A 14,828-nucleotide genomic window follows, 5' to 3' on the forward strand; every position below is an offset into this window, starting at 1 on the left:
GCATATATGAATCTCGTCGCGGATGGAGACAGCGATGGATGACGACAAGGTGTTCAAGGCCCTGGCCGATCCCGGCCGCAGGACCCTGCTCGATCGTCTTTGCGAAGCGAACGGTCAGACGCTCGGGCAGCTCTGCGAGGCCATGGACATGAAGCGCCAGTCCGTGAGCCAGCATCTCGACATTCTGGAACAGGCCAATCTCATCAGCACGGTGCGACGCGGGCGGGAGAAGCGGCACTTCATCAATCCGGTCCCGCTCTACGAGGTCTACGAGCGCTGGATACGGAAGTTCGAGGAAGGACGGCTGAGCCTGCTCCACGACCTGAAGCAGGAACTTGAAGGGAAGAACCGATGACGGACAGATCAGCCAGTTTCGTCTATGTCACCTTTATCCGAACAACGCCCGATAAGGTCTTCGAGGCGATCACCCGGCCGGAAATCGCCCGCCGCTACTGGGGGCACGAGAACGTCTCGAAGGACTGGCAGCCGGGCTCCGGCTGGCAGCATGTCCGCACCGACGATGCGCGGACCGTCGATCTGGTCGGGAAGGTCCTGGAAAGCGACCCGCCGAAGCGGCTCGTCATCAGCTGGGCGAACGAGAGCCAGCAGGACGATCCCGACCAGTACAGCCGGGTCGCCTTCGACATCGAAGCTCAGGGCGAGTTGGTCAAGCTGACCGTCACGCATGACGAGCTGCAGCCGGGCAGCGGCATGCTGAAGGGCATCAGCAGGGGCTGGCCGCAGGTGCTCTCGAGCATGAAGTCCTACCTCGAAACCGGGCAGGGGTTCGACCTGTGACGGCGCAACGGCATCTTCCGACATGCGGAGCAATGCGATGAGCGGCAATATCTACAAGGGCGGCTGCGCCTGCGGTGCCATTCGCTATGAGACGACGAGCGATCCCGTCTTCGAGAACCACTGCCAGTGCAGGGATTGCCAGAGGCGAAGCGGTACCGGGCACGGATCCTATCTGACCTTTCCGCAGCGCGCGGAGGTGCGGATCACCGGCGAAGCGTCAGAATGGCGTGTCGCCGCCGATAGCGGCAACGACAAGGTCCATGCCTTCTGTCCGACATGCGGCACCCCGGTCTATCTGACATTCACGGCGATGCCGGAGCTGATCGCGGTCCATGCGACCAGCCTGGACGACCCGAGCCTTTTCGCGCCGCAGGCGCTCACCTACAGCATCCGCGGCCATGCATGGGATGCGATCGACGCCGGGTTGCAGACATTCGAACGGATGGTGCCGGCCTGAGTCTGGCGTGGCGATCTGAGAGCAGCGCCGTGGCGGCGCCCCTGCGTCATCCTCGGGCTCGACCCGAGGATCCATTCCGCATGCGCCGACGTGCTGCACCGCTGGCGGAATGGGCTCTCGGGTCGAGCCCGAGAGCAACGGTCCGAGAGGGCTGGTCGGCTGCCGCCAGCCGATCTGCCGTCGCCTCGCCAACCTTCGCCAGATAGTCTTCCGTCGCCGCCATCGCCGCTGCCGGGTCGCCGGCGATGACCGCGCGGCAGATCGCCTGGTTGGCGCGGTGCACGGCGGCCGCCTGCACGAAGGCGCCATAGGCGATGCGGATGTAGAAGTCGCTGCGGTCCCACATGTTGGCGACCAGGTCGCCGGCGATGGGGGAGCCGGCGATCGCGTGCAGCGCCTCGTAGCGGCGGCGGTTCAGGGCGCGCAGCGCCGGGCCGCCGGAATCGGCTTTTCGCAGCGCGCGGAAGTCCCGTTCCAGATCCGCGGCCAGCCGGTCCAGCGCTTCTGCCTCTGCGTCACTGCGCCGTTCGGCGGCGAGGCCCAGGATCACCGCCTCGGCACGGGCGAACAGCCGGAAGAAGTCGGCCACGTCGCGCGGCCCGGGCGCATTCACCCGGCAGCCGACCTGCGGGATCACTGTCAGGAAGCCGTCGCCCACCAGGCGCTTGATCGCGTCGGTGACCGGCGCGCGGCTGATGTCCAGTGCCGCCGCGACACCTTCGCTGGAAATCGCCTGGCCCGGCTCCAGCCCGCCATCCAGCAGCAGGTGCCGCATATAGGCAAAGGCCCGGTCGTGGCGGTGGGGATGGCGGGCCTCCAGGTCGGCGGGCGGCGCCGGTAAGGACATCGGGGGCAGGGGCATGTCCAGGCTTTCGCTTTTGACTCGTTTCAGTGGACTAGTATACTAGTCTACAAGAGCAAGATGCGGAAGTGGGAGAAACGCCATGCCAGCCGCGACGACGTCCGTTCACGACAATGCCAGGGCGGGCAGTTTCGACCTGGAAGCCGCCGTGGCGCCGGTCCTGCCGGTGCTGCGCGAAACCAGCACGAATTCCGAGATGCTGCGCCATGTCGACTCGCGGGCGATCGCGGCGATGCGGCAGGCGGGACTGGCCCGCCTGCTGTCGCCGCGCGCCTATGGCGGGCTGGAACTGCCGCCCAGCGCGCAGTTCCGCGCCGGCATGATGCTGGGCGGGGCCTGCTCCGCGGCGGCCTGGGTGAACATGGTCTGCGCCGCCCACACCTATGTCGTCGCCCGCTATCCGCAGGCCTGCCTGGAGGAGGTGTTCGGCGACGATCCCGATGTCCTGATCCCCGGCACCCTGGCGCCGCAGGGTGTCGCCGCCCCGGTGGAAGGCGGCTGGCGGTTGAACGGCCGCTGGCAGTTCGGCAGCGGCATCGACCACGGGCCCTGGGTGCTGCTGGGCGCCCTGGGCGAGAAGCGGGACGATGGCAGCCGCACCCCGCCGGTCCATGTCGTGCTGCCGGCATCCGGCATCCGCGCCGACGACACCTGGTACACCCTGGGCATGCGCGGCTCCGGATCGAAGGACCTGGTGGCGGAGGATGTCTTCGTGCCCGCGCATCGCGGCATGGAAACGGTGCCGCTGTTCACCGGCACCTTTGAAGGCGATGTCGGCCCGCTCTACCGCCTGCCGGTGATGAGCGGCCTGGCCACCATGCTGGCCGGCACCGTCGTCGGCTTCGCCGAAGCCGGCCTCGCCACCTTCGTCGACGCGACCCGGGTGCGGCGTGACGTCTATGCCGGCAGCGCCAAGGCGGCGAAGGTCGGCATCCAGATGCGGGTGGCGGAAGCCCGGGCGGAGCTGGCCACGGCGCGCCGGCTGATCGAGGAGAACGGCGTGCTGATGGACGCGGCGCTCGCCCGCAACGACCCGCCCCTGCCTTTGGCGGAGCGGGTGCAGCTGCGCTGGAACGCCGCCTATGCGGTGGAACTCTGCCGGCGCGCGCTGGAGCGGGTCTTCGCCGCCTCGGGCGCGCATGCGATCTATGACGGCCATCCGCTGCAGCGGGTGCATCGCGACATAAACACCGCCAGCCATCACGCCATCGTCGATTTCGACGGGGTGGCGGAGGTGATGGGCCGGCTGCAGCTGGGCCTGGAGGACGGGATCGGGCTGGTCTGAACCGGCCTCAGCCGGCGCTGTCGGCGGCCCCGCCATGGCTGCAGGCGCTGTGGTCGCTCAGCGCCTCGATCACCCGGCAGTCGGAGATCCGGCCGCCTTCGCACTGCCGCACCATGCGCTGCAGTTCGGTTTCCAGCGCCTGCAGGCTGCGGATCCGCCGGCGCACCTCCGCCAGCTGGGCGCCGGCGATGGCATCGGCGGCATCGCAGGGCCGGTCGGGCTCGTCGGCGAGCGACAGCAGGTCGCGGATCGCCTCCAGTGGAAAGCCCAGTTCGCGGGCATGGCGGATGAACCGCAGCCGCTCCACGTCGGCGGTGCCGTAGCGGCGCTGGTTGCCGTCCGTGCGGTCGGGATGCCGCAGCAGGCCGATCTGCTCGTAGTAGCGGATCGTCTGCACCTTGGCCTCCGCGGCCGCCGCCAGGCGGCCGATGCCGAAGCTGTCCTGCATTTTCCGAACGAACCCTCTTGAACCTACAGCTACTGTAGACTGTAGATATAGGGGCAGCCGGCCGGAAGGCCAGGAATGCAGGAGGGATGCATGTCCGCCGGATGCTGCAGCACCGAAGCGAAGTTCGAGGGCGCCTCGCGCGGGTTCCGCCGCGCGCTCTGGATCGTCATCGCCATCAATGCCGCCATGTTCGCCGTGGAGATGGCGGCCGGCGCCCTGTCGGGATCGCAGGCGCTGCAGGCGGACGCGCTGGATTTCCTGGGCGATACCCTGACCTACGGCATCAGCCTGTTCGTGCTGGGCATGTCGCTGCGGGTGCGGGCGACGGCCGCGCTCGCCAAGGGGGTCAGCCTGGCGGCGATGGGGCTGTGGGTGCTGGGGTCCACCGCATACCAGGTGCTGATCCTGGGCCTGCCGAATGCCGGCGTGATGGGCGGCATCGGGCTGCTGGCGCTGGCTGCCAACCTGGCCAGCGTGGCGGTGCTTATGCGCTATCGCGACGGCGATTCCAACGTGCGCTCGGTCTGGCTGTGCAGCCGCAACGACGCGATCGGCAATGTCGCGGTGATGGCGGCGGCGGGCGGCGTCTGGCTGACCGGCACCGCCTGGCCGGACCTGGCCGTGGCGGCGCTGATGGCCGGCCTGTTCCTGACCTCGGCGGTGCAGATCCTGCGGCAGGCGCTGGCGGAATGGCGGTCGGTGCCGGCCGCTGGCGAGGAGCGGCTCAGCGCCCCGCATGCGCCATGAAATGGGCGAGCGCCTCCAGGTCGGCTTCGTCCATGTCCGACAGGACCTCCGCCATCGCGGCCTGGATGCCGACCCGGCGGCCGGCCTTGTAGTCCTGCAGGGTCTTCAGGAGATAGGCCTCCTGCTGGCCGGCCAGCCGCGGCATATGCTCCCGTCCGGTCAGGTCCGGCTCATGGCAGTTGCCGCAGCGATGGCTGCGGGCCAGCTCGGCACCGCGGTCGAACCGCTCCTGGGAAAGCGCAGTCCGCTCGACCTCCGCCTCGATCGCCGCAGGCGGCGGCAGGGTCCCGACCCAGGCGGCGAGGGCCCGCAGCTCGTCGTCGGACATCTCTGCCACCAGTTCGGTCATCACGTCGTGCTTGCGCTGCCCCTGCCGGAAGAAGACCAGCTGATACAGCGCGTAGAGCTCCGGTTGGCCGCCGAGCAGGGGCGTGTCCGCGGTGGCGGGCGCCTGGCCGGGACCGCCGTGGCAGGACAGGCAGAGCCCGGTATCGGGCGCTTCGGCATGGGCCGGTGCTGCCGCCAGCAGCAATGCCAGGAAGGCGGCACGAAACGGGGCCGGAACGGCGAAGGGGCGGGCGGCGTGCCGCCCGCCCCCCAGGCAGTGTCCGCTAGCCTTCATAGGTGATGCGGTAGATCGCGCCGTTGAAGTCGTCGGAGACCAGCAGCGAGCCATCCTTCATCACCATCACGTCGGCCGGCCGGCCGACATAGGTGTTGTCCACCACGAAGCCGGTCATGAACGGCTCCACGGCCCGCACCGAGCCGTTCCTGTCCAGGAACGCCACCGCCACGTCGGCATATTTGGCATGGCGGTTCCAGGGCCCGTGACGGGCGATGAAGATCGCGCCCTGATAGGCCTCGGGAAAGGCGGTGCCGCTGTAGAACCGCATGCCCAGCGGTGCCGAATGCGCGCCCAGCAGGGCGGCGGGCGAGGAATAGTCGTCGCAGGACTTGCCCCAGCCGTACTGCGGATCGGTCATCAGCCCGGAATGGCAGAACGGATAGCCGAAATGCTGTTCGCCGGGCCGGGTGACATGGTTCAGCTCGTCGATCGGCATGTCCTCCGACAGCCAGTCGCGCTGGTTGTCGGTGAACCACAGGTCGCCGGTCTGCGGGTCGAAGTCGAAGCCGACCGTGTTGCGCACGCCGCGGGCCACCGTCTCGCGGCCGGTGCCGTCTGCATTGATGCGGAAGATCTCGGCAAAGCCCTCCTGCTCCTCGCAGATGTTGCAGGGCGTGCCGACCGGCACGTAGAGCTTGCCGTCGGGGCCGAACTTGATGAACTTCCAGCCATGCGGCACCAGGCCGGGCAGGTCGCTGTAGACCGTCACCGGCGCCGGCGGATTGTCGAGGCTGTCTTCGATCCCGTCATAGCGGATGATCTCCTTCGGGGTCGCGACATAGAGGGCGCCGTCCCTGAACTCCACCCCGTTGGGCAGGAACAGGTCCTTGGCGATCTCCATCGTCTTGCCGTCCTTCAGGGCATAGATCCGGCCGCCGCCGCCGAACAGGGTGGAGACGAACAGGGTGCCCTTGTCGCCCTCCCGCAGGCCGCGGGCATCGGCGACCCCGCTGGCGAAGACCTCCACCTTGAAGCCGGCCGGCACGTTCAGCTTCGGCAGCTGGGCTTCCGGGGTCGGCAGGGGCGGTGCCGGGACCGGGGCCAGCTGCGCGCCCGGGCCGCTGTCGGGGCGGCCCACCGCCCAGAACGGCACCTCTTCCTTTTTCTCGTCCTGGGCCGCAGCCGGGGTCGCGGCCGCGACCGACAGCAATGCGCATGCCGCCAGGGCCGCAAGCCCGGCAGCACAGATGATCGTCTTCATCGCTTTCCCTCCCTGGGTCGCCCGCGCATGCGTTGCACCGCATATCTGTGGCGGGTGGTCTTGTTCTCGCATCGCTCAGGGTGCGGTGGAATTGCACAATCATCAAGCGACACTGCCCGTCCCATTGCTCGCATGACCTCTCTGCACTGCGCCGCCATCTCACGCGATTGCGACCTTCGGCCGCCGGCCGGCCGCCTTGAAGGCGGCGGTGACGATGCCATCTCTACTGCGAGAAGGCCTTCGGGCCTGTGGATTTATTGTACGGTGTCGTGATGGAGAATGAGCAGAAGAAGCCGAGCCGGCGCGAGGCGTTGGCCGCACTGGGCATAGGCGCAGCCATGGCCTATGCCGCGCCCACCATCACCAGGATCGACCAGGCGCATGCCGCAGCACCCAGCCACAGCTGTCCGCCGGGTGCCCCCGGTTGCGGCGGCGGCCCGCCGGGCCGTGGTCCTGGCGGAGGCGGGCCTCCCGGCCTGAATCGCTGACATAGAGGCGGCAGACCCGGCGCGTCGCCGGGTTGTCGCTGGCCGCGCAGCTGACGCGGCTACCGCCAGTCAGGCGACCACCGCCAGCACGAAGCCGTCCCAGCCCTTTGCGCCAACGGTCTGTATGGCCGTGGCCGTCAGTCGCGGCTCGGCGGCCACCATTTCGGCGAAGCGGCGCACCCCCTGTACCCGGTCATCCGCGCTGGCGGCATCCAGGACGGCGCCGTCGCGCACCACATTGTCGGCGAGGATGACGGTGCCCGGGCGCGCGAGGCGGAGCGCCCAGTCCAGGTAGTGCGGGTTGTTCGGCTTGTCGGCGTCGATGAAGACCAGGTCGAACGGTCCCAGCCGGTCCGCCTCGACCTGCGGGAGAAGCATCAGCGCCGCGCCCTGCCGCAGGACGACCCTGCCGGCGACGCCCGCCGCCGCGATGTTGGCGCGGGCGATGGCGGCATGGGCCGGGTCCGCCTCCAGGGTGACGAGGCAGCCGTCCGCCGGCAGGGCGCGGGCCAGCCAGATCGTCGAAGTGCCGCCCAGGGTGCCGATCTCCAGGATCCGCCGGGCACCGGCGATACGCGCCAGCAGCTGCAGGAACGCTCCCTGCAGCGGCGAGATGTCGTGCGGCGGCAGGCCTGCGGCCGCATTGGCTTCCAGCGCCGCATCGAGCGCGGGATTGGGGGGCAGGAACAGACCCGCGAACCAGTCGTCGACCGCCGTGCAGGCGGGTGGCTGGCCGGGAGCGTTGCTCACGGTCGCAGGATCGACGACAGGGCGGTCGGATCATCGACCACCTCGAACAGGTCGGCCGGCGGCGCCGGCGGCGCCTTCGCGGCTACCCGTCCCGGCCGGCCGATGGTGAGGAAGCCGGCGAGCTGCACATGGTCGGGCAGGCCCAGCGCGGCGCGCAGGCCCGGCCGGCGCACCCGTTCGCCCGACAGCATGATGCCGGCATAGCCCATCGCCTCCGCCGCCAGCAGGAAGCCCAGGATCGCGGCGCCGGTACTGGCATGCTGTTCCGGCAGGGGCACATCCGGGCGCCGCGGGTCCAGCGGTACCAGCACAGCCACCAGGCAGGGACCGGCGGCGATCTTCTCGCGCTCGCGCTGCAGCCTTTCCGGCCCGGCAGCAGGGTCATCCGCGGCCAGGGCGTCGGCGCAGGCCGCGCCCAGCGCGGCCCGTGCGGCGCCCTCCACCAGGCGGAAGCGCCAGGGGCGCAGGCCGCCATGGTCCGGCGCCCGTGCCGCCGCCTGTGCCATCAGGCGCAGTTCATCGGGCCCGGGGCCGGGCGGCAGCAGCCGCCGCGGCGACACGGAGCGCCGTCCCAGCAGGGCGCGCAGCACCGCCGCACCCTTGGGCTGCGGCGGGACGGGCAGGGCGGCCAGGGGGTCGGTCTCGTCCATGGCGGGTCGTTCCGGAGGCAATTGGTTCCGGGCCGCCGCCGTCAGATATCGGCCAGGCTGCGCCCGTTCTCGCTGTCGAACAGGTGCAGCATGCCGGCCTCGGCGCGCAAGGGCAGGCGGTCACCTTCCGCCACCCGGGCCTGGCCGGGCAGGCGGACGGTGACGATCCCGGCACCGCCCTCGCCCTGCGGCGGCACCTCCGTGGCGCCCGCTTCCGCGATCCGGCCATGCGCCAGGGTGTCGGCGCCCAGGGTCTCGACGACCTGGACGGCGAGATGGAAGTCCTGCGCGCCTTCCGCCACCGGCGCCAGATGCTCCGGCCGGATGCCCAGGGTCAGCGGCCGCCCGGCATGAGGGGAGAGCTGGCCATTTCCGCCGCGCAGCCGCGGCCCCTGGTCCAGCGCCACCCCGCTGCCGTCGCCATCGACCCGGCCGGGCAGGAAGTTCATCGAAGGCGAGCCGATGAAGCCGGCGACGAACATCGTCGCCGGATGCTCGTACAGGGTCAGCGGCGTGTCGATCTGTTCCGCCACCCCCTGGTTCATCACCACCAGCCGGTCCGCCAGGGTCATCGCCTCCACCTGGTCGTGGGTGACGTAGAGGGAGGTGATGCCGAGCGAGCGCTGCAGCCGCTTGATCTCCAGCCGCATCTGCACCCGCAGCTTGGCGTCCAGGTTCGACAGCGGTTCGTCGAACAGGAAGGCCGACGGGTTGCGCACGATGGCGCGGCCCATCGCCACCCGCTGGCGCTGCCCGCCGGAGAGCTGCCGGGGTTTCCGCTCCAGCAGCCCGCCCAGTTCCAGCAGCCGGGCGGCATTCTCCACCCGCTCGCGGATCTCCGCCTTCGGCCGGCCGGCGATCTTCAGGCCATAGGCCATGTTGTCGAAGACGCTCATATGCGGATAGAGGGCGTAGTTCTGGAACACCATCGCGATGTCCCGGTCCTTCGGCTCCAGCCGGTTGACGACCCGGCCGCCGATCGCGATCTCGCCTTCGGTGATCGCCTCCAGCCCGGCGACCATGCGCAGCAGGGTCGACTTGCCGCAGCCCGACGGGCCGACGATCACGATCAACTCGCCATCGGCGATGTCGATGGACACGCCGTGGATCACGGCGACCTCGCCGTAGCTCTTGTGCACGTCCCTGATGGCGATCTCGGCCATGCGCCTATCCCGTCACTGTGGTTGGGGCCTGTCGACTCTGGTTTGGCCGGCGATTGCCGGCTACTTCTCGGTCTCCACCAGGCCCTTCACGAACAGCCGCTGCATCACCAGGACCACCACCACCGGCGGCAGCAGGGCCAGGGTCGCGGTGGCCATCACCAGCTGCCAGTAGGGCTGCGTGTCGGCGACGTTCACCATGCGCTGGATGCCCATGACGATGGTGCTGTAGTCCGGGTCGGTGGTGATCAGCAGCGGCCAGAGGTACTGGTTCCAGCCGTAGATGAACATGATCACGAAGATCGCGGCGATGTTCGTGCGCGACAGCGGGATCAGGATGTCGAGGAAGAAGCGGAACGGGCTGGCGCCGTCGATCCGTGCCGCCTCGGTCAGCTCGTCCGGCACGGTCAGGAAGAACTGCCGGAACAGGAAGGTGGCGGTGGCAGATGCGATCAGCGGGATCGACAGGCCGCCATAGCTGTTCAGCATGTCGAGGTTGGCCACCACTTCGAAGGTGGGGAGGATCCGCACCTCCACCGGCAGCATCAGGGTCATGAAGATGATCCAGAAGCAGAGCATCCGGAACGGGAAGCGGAAATAGACCACCGCGAAGGCCGACAGCAGCGAGATCGCGATCTTGCCGATGGCGATTGCCAGCGCCATCACCAGGGAGTTCGCCATCATCAGGCTGACCGGCACGGCGCCAGCCTGTTCCACTCCGCTGCCCAGGATCTGGGAATAGTTCGCAACGAACTGGTCGCCTGGCAGCAGCGGCAGCACCCCGGCGATCAGGGCGCGCCCCTCATGGGTTGAGGCGACGAAGGCGATCCAGATCGGGAAGGCCACCAGCGCCACGCCCGAGAGCAGCAGCGCATGCCGCAGGATCGTCAGCCAGGGCCTGTTCTCTACCATCGCCGGACCCTCCCTAGTACTGCACGCGGCGTTCGATGAAGCGGAACTGCACGGCGGTCAGCAGCGCCACGATCAGCATCAGGATCACCGACTGCGCCGCCGAAGAGCCCAGGTTGAGGCCGACGAATCCGTCGGAATAGACCTTGTAGACGAGGATCGTGGTCGCCTGGCCGGGGCCGCCCACGGTGGTGGCGTGGATGACGCCGAAGGTGTCGAAGAAGGCGTAGGCGATGTTCACCACGAACAGGAAGAAGGTGGTGGGCGAGAGCAGCGGGAAGACGATGCTCCAGAAGCGCTTCCAGGGACCGGCGCCGTCGATCGCTGCCGCCTCGATCAGGGAGCGCGGGATCGCCTGCAGCCCGGCCAGGAAGAACAGGAAATTGTAGCTGATCTGCTTCCAGGTGGCGGCGATGATCACCAGGATCATTGCGTCGGTGCCATCCAGCTGGTGGTTCCACTCATAGCCCAGGCCGCGCAGGACATAGGTGAGAATGCCGACCGAGGGGTTGAACATGAACCACCACAACACGCCGGCGATCGCCGGTGCCACGGCGTAGGGCAGGATCAGGAAGGTCTTGTAGCCGGAAGACCCCTTGATCACCCGGTCCGCCATCACTGCCAGCAGCAGCGCAATGGCCAGGCCGAAGAAGGTCACCGCGGCGCTGAAGACGATCGTGACATGGAAGGAATTCAGGTAGCTGGGGTCGGAGAACAGCCGCTCGAAGTTCTGCAGGCCGACGAACGAGGTGCGCAGCCCGAACGGGTCCTGACGCAGCACCGACTGGTAGAGCGCCTGTGCCGCCGGCCAGATAAAGAACACCAGGGTGATCGCCAGCTGCGGCAGCAGCAGCGCCAGCGGGAAGGCGAAGCCCTTGAAGGTGACCTTTTTATGCATCTGCGGATGACGTGTGGCGAGAGAGGCAGAGAGGGGGGCCGCCCGGCGGGCGGTCCCCCTCCTGCCCTACTTGCCTGCCGCCTGCGCGGTCAGGAATTGTCGGACTGGAACTGGCGCAGCAGCTCGTTGCCGCGCTTCGCAGCATCGTCGAGCGCCGCGTCGGCCGGCTTGTTGCCGGTCCAGACCTGCTCAAGCTCCTCGTTGATGATGTCGCGGATCTGCACGAAGTTGCCGAGCCGCAGCCCGCGGGAATTCTCCGTCGGGTTGTTCAGGGTCATCTGCTTGATCGATACGTCGGTGCCAGGATTCTTGGTGTAGAAGCCCTGCGTCTGCGACAGCTCGTAGGCCGGCATCGTGATCGGCAGATAGCCGGTGTCCTGATGCCACTTCGCCTGCACTTCCGGCCGGGACAGGTACTTGAAGAAGGCGGCGACCCCCCTGTAGTCCTCGTCCTCCTGGCCCTGCAGCACCCAAAGGGTGGCGCCGCCGATGATCGAGTTCTGCGGCGCACCCTGTACGTCGTCATAGTAGGGCAGCATCGCCACGCCGTAGGGGAACTCCACATTGGCGCCGACGCCGGCCTGGGCGGCGGAGGAGTTCATGTACATGGCGCATTCGCCCGTATAGAACAGCGGCGCCGAATCCGACCGGCGGCCGCCATACTTGAAGACGCCTTCGTCCTGCCACTTCTTCATGTTGCCGATATGGCGCTTGTGCAGGTCGCTGTTGAAGCGGAACTCGGTGTCGATGCCCTCGAAGCCGTTCGCCTTGGTCGCGAAGGGCGTGTTGTGCAGGGCGGAGAAGTTCTCCAGCTGCACCCAGGACTGCCAGCCGGTGGTGAAGCCGCAGGGCGCGGCGCCGGAGGAGATGATCTTGCGCGACGCCTCGGCCAGCTCGTTCCAGGTCTTCGGCGGCATCTCCGGGTCCAGGCCGGCCTTCTTGAAGATGTCCTTGTTGTAGTACATCACCGGCGTGGAGCTGTTGAACGGCATCGACAGCATGTTGCCGTCCGGATCGGCGTAGTAGCCGACCACCGCCGGCAGGTAGATCGACGGATCCCAGTCCACGCCGTGCTCCTGCATCAGCTGGTAGACCGGAAAGATGGCGCCCTCGGCGGCCATCATCGAGGCGGTGCCGACCTCGAACACCTGCACGATGTGCGGCTGCTCGCCGGCACGGAAGGCGGCGATCGCGCCCGTCATCGTCTCGGTGTAGTTGCCCTTGTAGACCGGGTTCACCTTGTAGTCGGACTGGCTGGCGTTGAAGCCCTCGGCGATCTCGTTGACCCGCTCGCCGAGCTTGCCGCCCATCGCGTGCCACCAGTTCACCTCGACCTGCGCCGACGCGGCCCCGGAAAGGCCGGCCAGCGCGACAGCCGTGGCGGCGGCCAGGCTGATGCTCCTGAACGACATGGTTCCATTCCCCTTGTAAACGTTTCACTTCCCCGGCGCACGTCGCTCCTGGTTCCGGCAGCCGGGACGGAGCGCGCACATTAGCGACGGGCTGTGACTCTTCTGTTACGGCCGCCATGCCCGCCGCAAACCGTGCCTGGGAGTATGTGGCCGGAGGCCGGATCGGGCAAACCGGCAGCTTCCGCGGCGCGGCATGAGCAATATCCGACCCGTCGGTCACTTTTGTCCTGTCGCACCTGCCCCGGCTTCCGCTAGGCTGGCCTCAGACAGATACCGGCCGCGAATGGCCGGCCCGGCAGATCAGGGAGGATCGGGCAAATGCGGATGAGCGAGACCATCAGCCGCGCCGTGCAGGTCAATGGGCGGGGCATTGCCACCGCCTTCAAGGGACGCAGGCGCAGCTGGGCGGAGGTGGCCGAACGGATCGCGCGTCTTGCGGCGGGGCTGCAGGCCGAGGGGCTGAAGAAGGGCGACCGGGTGGCGATGTATGCGGTCAATTCCGACCGCTATTTCGAATATTTCTTCGCCGTGGCCTGGGCGGGCGGCGTGTTCGTGCCGATCAACATCCGGCTGGCGCCGCCGGAGGTGCAGTACTGGCTCGACGATTCCGGTTCCCGTTTCCTGTTCGTCGACGATGCCTTCCTGAAGGTGGTGCAGGGCCTGGCCGGCAAGCTCGCCAGCGTGGAGAAGGTGTTCTACGCAGGCGAGGCCGAGGTGCCAACCGGCATGGGCAGCTACGAGGGGCTGATCGAGGGCGCCTCACCCGCCGCGGCGGTGGAGACGGCGCCCGACGAGATGACGGCGATCTATTACACCGGCGGCACTACGGGCCGGTCGAAGGGCGTGATGCTGAGCCAGCGCAACCTGCTGCTGAATGCCCTGCAGACCATGGCCTGCATCGGCATGACGCCGGAGGACAATTACCTGCATGCCGCGCCGATGTTCCACATGGCCGACGGGGTGGGCAGCTTCTCCTGCGCATTGTTCGCGGCGCGCAATACCATCATCCCGCTGTTCGACCCGAAGCTGTTCATCGAGACGATGCAGGCGGAGAAGGTCAGCCATGCCCTGATCGTGCCGACCATGGTCAACATGGTGCTGAACCATCCGGACCTGGAAGGCGCGGACCTGAGCAGCTGGCGGATCCTGATGTACGGTGCCTCGCCGATGCCGGAGGCGCTGATCGCGATGGCCCTGAAGAAGCTGCCGCATGTGCGGATGTGGCAGGCCTACGGCCAGACGGAGGCCGCGCCGGTGCTGACCCTGATGCCGCCGGACTACCACACCATGGAGGGGCCGCTGTCCGGCAAGCTGCGTGCGGCCGGCCGGGCGGTGCCGGGGCTGCAGGTGGCGATCCTGGATCCGGAGGACCGGGAGCTGCCGCGCGGCGAGGTCGGCCAGATCTGCGGCCGCGGCGACAATGTCATGATGGGCTACTGGAAGATGCCGGAGCAGACGGCGGAGACCCTGTCCAGCGGCTGGCTGCACACCGGCGATGGCGGCTATATGGACGAGGACGGCTTCGTCTTCGTCGTCGACCGGGTGAAGGACATGATCGTGTCCGGCGGCGAGAACGTCTATTCTGCCGAGGTGGAGAACGCCGTGTACCAGCACCAGGCGGTGGCTGAATGCGCGGTGATCGGCATCCCCAGCGACCAGTGGGGCGAGCAGGTCCACGCCGTGGTCCGCTGCAAGGAGGGGCAGACGGTCGACGAGGCCGGCCTGATCGCCCATTGCAAGACCCTGATCGCCGGCTACAAGTGCCCGCGCAGCGTCAGCTTCGTGACCGAGCCGCTGCCGCTGTCGGGCGCCGGCAAGATCCTGAAGCGGGAACTGCGCGCCAGCTACTGGGAGGGGCAGGGGCGCCAGGTCAACTGAAAGGCCGGGCGGAAAAAAGGGCGGGCGACCGGAGCCGGCACAGGTCCGAAGTCAGCTCCGGCCGCCCGAGTGCCGCATAGCCCGCGGGGCTGGGCTTTTGCGGCGTACCGACCGGACGGTGGGGGTTGCGGGGGGGCACCGGCCCGGTCGATGGCAGAGGCGTCGGCGGCGGTCAGGCCATTCCCAGAACGCTGAGGACGGCCAGAACGACCACCACCACGCCGATAATGTAGAAAATGCTGTACATGGCGGGTCGGTTC

At 68.3% G+C, this 14,828-nt stretch carries 16 protein-coding genes; 6 read left to right on the forward strand and 10 right to left on the reverse strand.

All coding sequences use genetic code 11. From position 1 onward, the window contains the following. Positions 1-34: 34 nt before the first annotated feature. From ACFOGJ_RS03410 to ACFOGJ_RS03420, 3 genes are read left to right on the forward strand one after another with little or no spacing between them, the layout of a single operon-like run. Positions 35-355, forward strand: coding sequence for an ArsR/SmtB family transcription factor (locus tag ACFOGJ_RS03410; protein ID WP_379898143.1), 321 nt, complete (start codon positions 35-37; stop codon positions 353-355). After that, positions 352-798, forward strand: a complete 447-nt coding sequence (locus ACFOGJ_RS03415; RefSeq protein ID WP_379898144.1) for an SRPBCC family protein — start codon at positions 352-354, stop codon at positions 796-798. Before ACFOGJ_RS03410 ends, ACFOGJ_RS03415 begins: the two co-directional genes overlap by 4 nt. Positions 799-835: 37 nt before the next feature. Beyond that, positions 836-1,255 carry a GFA family protein gene (locus ACFOGJ_RS03420; RefSeq protein ID WP_379898146.1) on the forward strand — a complete coding sequence of 140 codons (420 nt, stop codon included), beginning with the start codon at positions 836-838 and terminating at the stop codon, positions 1,253-1,255. A gap of 46 nt (positions 1,256-1,301) precedes the next feature. On the opposite strand, the gene ACFOGJ_RS03425 is transcribed toward ACFOGJ_RS03420, so the two are convergent. After that, entirely contained in the window at positions 1,302-2,117 is an 816-nt protein-coding gene (locus ACFOGJ_RS03425) for a GntR family transcriptional regulator (protein ID WP_379898147.1), read from the reverse strand. Positions 2,118-2,199: 82 nt separating this feature from the next. Here ACFOGJ_RS03425 and ACFOGJ_RS03430 point away from each other — a divergent pair, with 82 nt between their 5' ends. Further along, positions 2,200-3,402 carry a hypothetical protein gene (locus ACFOGJ_RS03430; protein WP_379898149.1) on the forward strand — a complete coding sequence of 401 codons (1,203 nt, stop codon included), beginning with the start codon at positions 2,200-2,202 and terminating at the stop codon, positions 3,400-3,402. Positions 3,403-3,409: 7 nt separating this feature from the next. Here ACFOGJ_RS03430 and ACFOGJ_RS03435 read toward each other — a convergent pair whose 3' ends face one another. Next, entirely contained in the window at positions 3,410-3,850 is a 441-nt protein-coding gene (locus ACFOGJ_RS03435; protein ID WP_379898151.1) for a MerR family transcriptional regulator, read from the reverse strand. Between the two features lie 90 nt (positions 3,851-3,940). On the opposite strand from ACFOGJ_RS03435, the gene ACFOGJ_RS03440 reads away from it, so the two are divergent. Beyond that, positions 3,941-4,597, forward strand: coding sequence for a cation transporter (locus ACFOGJ_RS03440; RefSeq protein WP_379898153.1), 657 nt, complete (start codon positions 3,941-3,943; stop codon positions 4,595-4,597). Here ACFOGJ_RS03440 and ACFOGJ_RS03445 read toward each other — a convergent pair. The 8 genes from ACFOGJ_RS03445 to ugpB form a co-directional block, all read right to left on the reverse strand. Then, complete coding sequence (locus tag ACFOGJ_RS03445; RefSeq protein WP_379898154.1) at positions 4,575-5,219, reverse strand: c-type cytochrome; 645 nt, start codon at positions 5,217-5,219, stop codon at positions 4,575-4,577. The two genes, ACFOGJ_RS03440 and ACFOGJ_RS03445, sit on opposite strands and share 23 nt — an antisense overlap. Continuing rightward, on the reverse strand, positions 5,209-6,423 hold the full coding sequence (locus ACFOGJ_RS03450; protein WP_379898156.1) for a PQQ-dependent sugar dehydrogenase: 1,215 nt from the start codon (positions 6,421-6,423) through the stop codon (positions 5,209-5,211). Before ACFOGJ_RS03450 ends, ACFOGJ_RS03445 begins: the two co-directional genes overlap by 11 nt. 557 nt (positions 6,424-6,980) lie before the next feature. Further along, positions 6,981-7,661, reverse strand: a complete 681-nt coding sequence (locus ACFOGJ_RS03455) for an O-methyltransferase (protein ID WP_379898157.1) — start codon at positions 7,659-7,661, stop codon at positions 6,981-6,983. Beyond that, positions 7,658-8,311 (reverse strand): nitroreductase family protein, encoded by a 654-nt coding sequence (locus ACFOGJ_RS03460; protein ID WP_379898158.1) that lies wholly within the window; start codon positions 8,309-8,311, stop codon positions 7,658-7,660. The genes ACFOGJ_RS03455 and ACFOGJ_RS03460 overlap by 4 nt, the downstream gene beginning before the upstream one ends. A gap of 41 nt (positions 8,312-8,352) precedes the next feature. Continuing rightward, complete coding sequence (locus tag ACFOGJ_RS03465; RefSeq protein WP_379898160.1) at positions 8,353-9,474, reverse strand: sn-glycerol-3-phosphate import ATP-binding protein UgpC; 1,122 nt, start codon at positions 9,472-9,474, stop codon at positions 8,353-8,355. Positions 9,475-9,534: 60 nt separating this feature from the next. Next, a complete protein-coding gene (gene ugpE, locus ACFOGJ_RS03470) occupies positions 9,535-10,383 on the reverse strand; it encodes a sn-glycerol-3-phosphate ABC transporter permease UgpE (protein WP_379898162.1) in 849 nt (282 codons plus the stop codon). 13 nt (positions 10,384-10,396) lie between these two features. Then, positions 10,397-11,278, reverse strand: coding sequence for a sn-glycerol-3-phosphate ABC transporter permease UgpA (gene ugpA / locus ACFOGJ_RS03475; protein WP_379898164.1), 882 nt, complete (start codon positions 11,276-11,278; stop codon positions 10,397-10,399). Positions 11,279-11,367: 89 nt separating this feature from the next. Further along, positions 11,368-12,690, reverse strand: coding sequence for a sn-glycerol-3-phosphate ABC transporter substrate-binding protein UgpB (ugpB, locus tag ACFOGJ_RS03480; RefSeq protein ID WP_379898165.1), 1,323 nt, complete (start codon positions 12,688-12,690; stop codon positions 11,368-11,370). A 324-nt stretch (positions 12,691-13,014) separates the two neighbouring features. Between ugpB and ACFOGJ_RS03485 the strand changes: the two genes are divergently transcribed. Beyond that, complete coding sequence (locus ACFOGJ_RS03485) at positions 13,015-14,568, forward strand: long-chain-fatty-acid--CoA ligase (protein ID WP_379898167.1); 1,554 nt, start codon at positions 13,015-13,017, stop codon at positions 14,566-14,568. Positions 14,569-14,828: the final 260 nt, after the last annotated feature.

Origin of the sequence: Marinibaculum pumilum (assembly GCF_042646425.1) — a bacterium.
GTDB classification, from domain to species: Bacteria; Pseudomonadota; Alphaproteobacteria; order Ferrovibrionales; family Ferrovibrionaceae; genus Marinibaculum; species Marinibaculum pumilum.

Coding starts and splice junctions, on each gene's coding strand:
- ugpE (WP_379898162.1), bottom strand. CDS start 10,383: ATGGTAGAGAACAGGCCCTGGCTGACGATCCTGCGGCATGCGCTGCTG.
- ugpB (WP_379898165.1), bottom strand. CDS start 12,690: ATGTCGTTCAGGAGCATCAGCCTGGCCGCCGCCACGGCTGTCGCGCTG.
- ACFOGJ_RS03435 (WP_379898151.1), bottom strand. CDS start 3,850: ATGCAGGACAGCTTCGGCATCGGCCGCCTGGCGGCGGCCGCGGAGGCC.
- ACFOGJ_RS03465 (WP_379898160.1), bottom strand. CDS start 9,474: ATGGCCGAGATCGCCATCAGGGACGTGCACAAGAGCTACGGCGAGGTC.
- ACFOGJ_RS03425 (WP_379898147.1), bottom strand. CDS start 2,117: ATGCCCCTGCCCCCGATGTCCTTACCGGCGCCGCCCGCCGACCTGGAG.
- ACFOGJ_RS03445 (WP_379898154.1), bottom strand. CDS start 5,219: ATGAAGGCTAGCGGACACTGCCTGGGGGGCGGGCGGCACGCCGCCCGC.
- ACFOGJ_RS03410 (WP_379898143.1), top strand. CDS start 35: ATGGATGACGACAAGGTGTTCAAGGCCCTGGCCGATCCCGGCCGCAGG.
- ACFOGJ_RS03460 (WP_379898158.1), bottom strand. CDS start 8,311: ATGGACGAGACCGACCCCCTGGCCGCCCTGCCCGTCCCGCCGCAGCCC.
- ACFOGJ_RS03485 (WP_379898167.1), top strand. CDS start 13,015: ATGAGCGAGACCATCAGCCGCGCCGTGCAGGTCAATGGGCGGGGCATT.
- ACFOGJ_RS03450 (WP_379898156.1), bottom strand. CDS start 6,423: ATGAAGACGATCATCTGTGCTGCCGGGCTTGCGGCCCTGGCGGCATGC.
- ACFOGJ_RS03415 (WP_379898144.1), top strand. CDS start 352: ATGACGGACAGATCAGCCAGTTTCGTCTATGTCACCTTTATCCGAACA.
- ACFOGJ_RS03430 (WP_379898149.1), top strand. CDS start 2,200: ATGCCAGCCGCGACGACGTCCGTTCACGACAATGCCAGGGCGGGCAGT.
- ugpA (WP_379898164.1), bottom strand. CDS start 11,278: ATGCATAAAAAGGTCACCTTCAAGGGCTTCGCCTTCCCGCTGGCGCTG.
- ACFOGJ_RS03440 (WP_379898153.1), top strand. CDS start 3,941: ATGTCCGCCGGATGCTGCAGCACCGAAGCGAAGTTCGAGGGCGCCTCG.
- ACFOGJ_RS03420 (WP_379898146.1), top strand. CDS start 836: ATGAGCGGCAATATCTACAAGGGCGGCTGCGCCTGCGGTGCCATTCGC.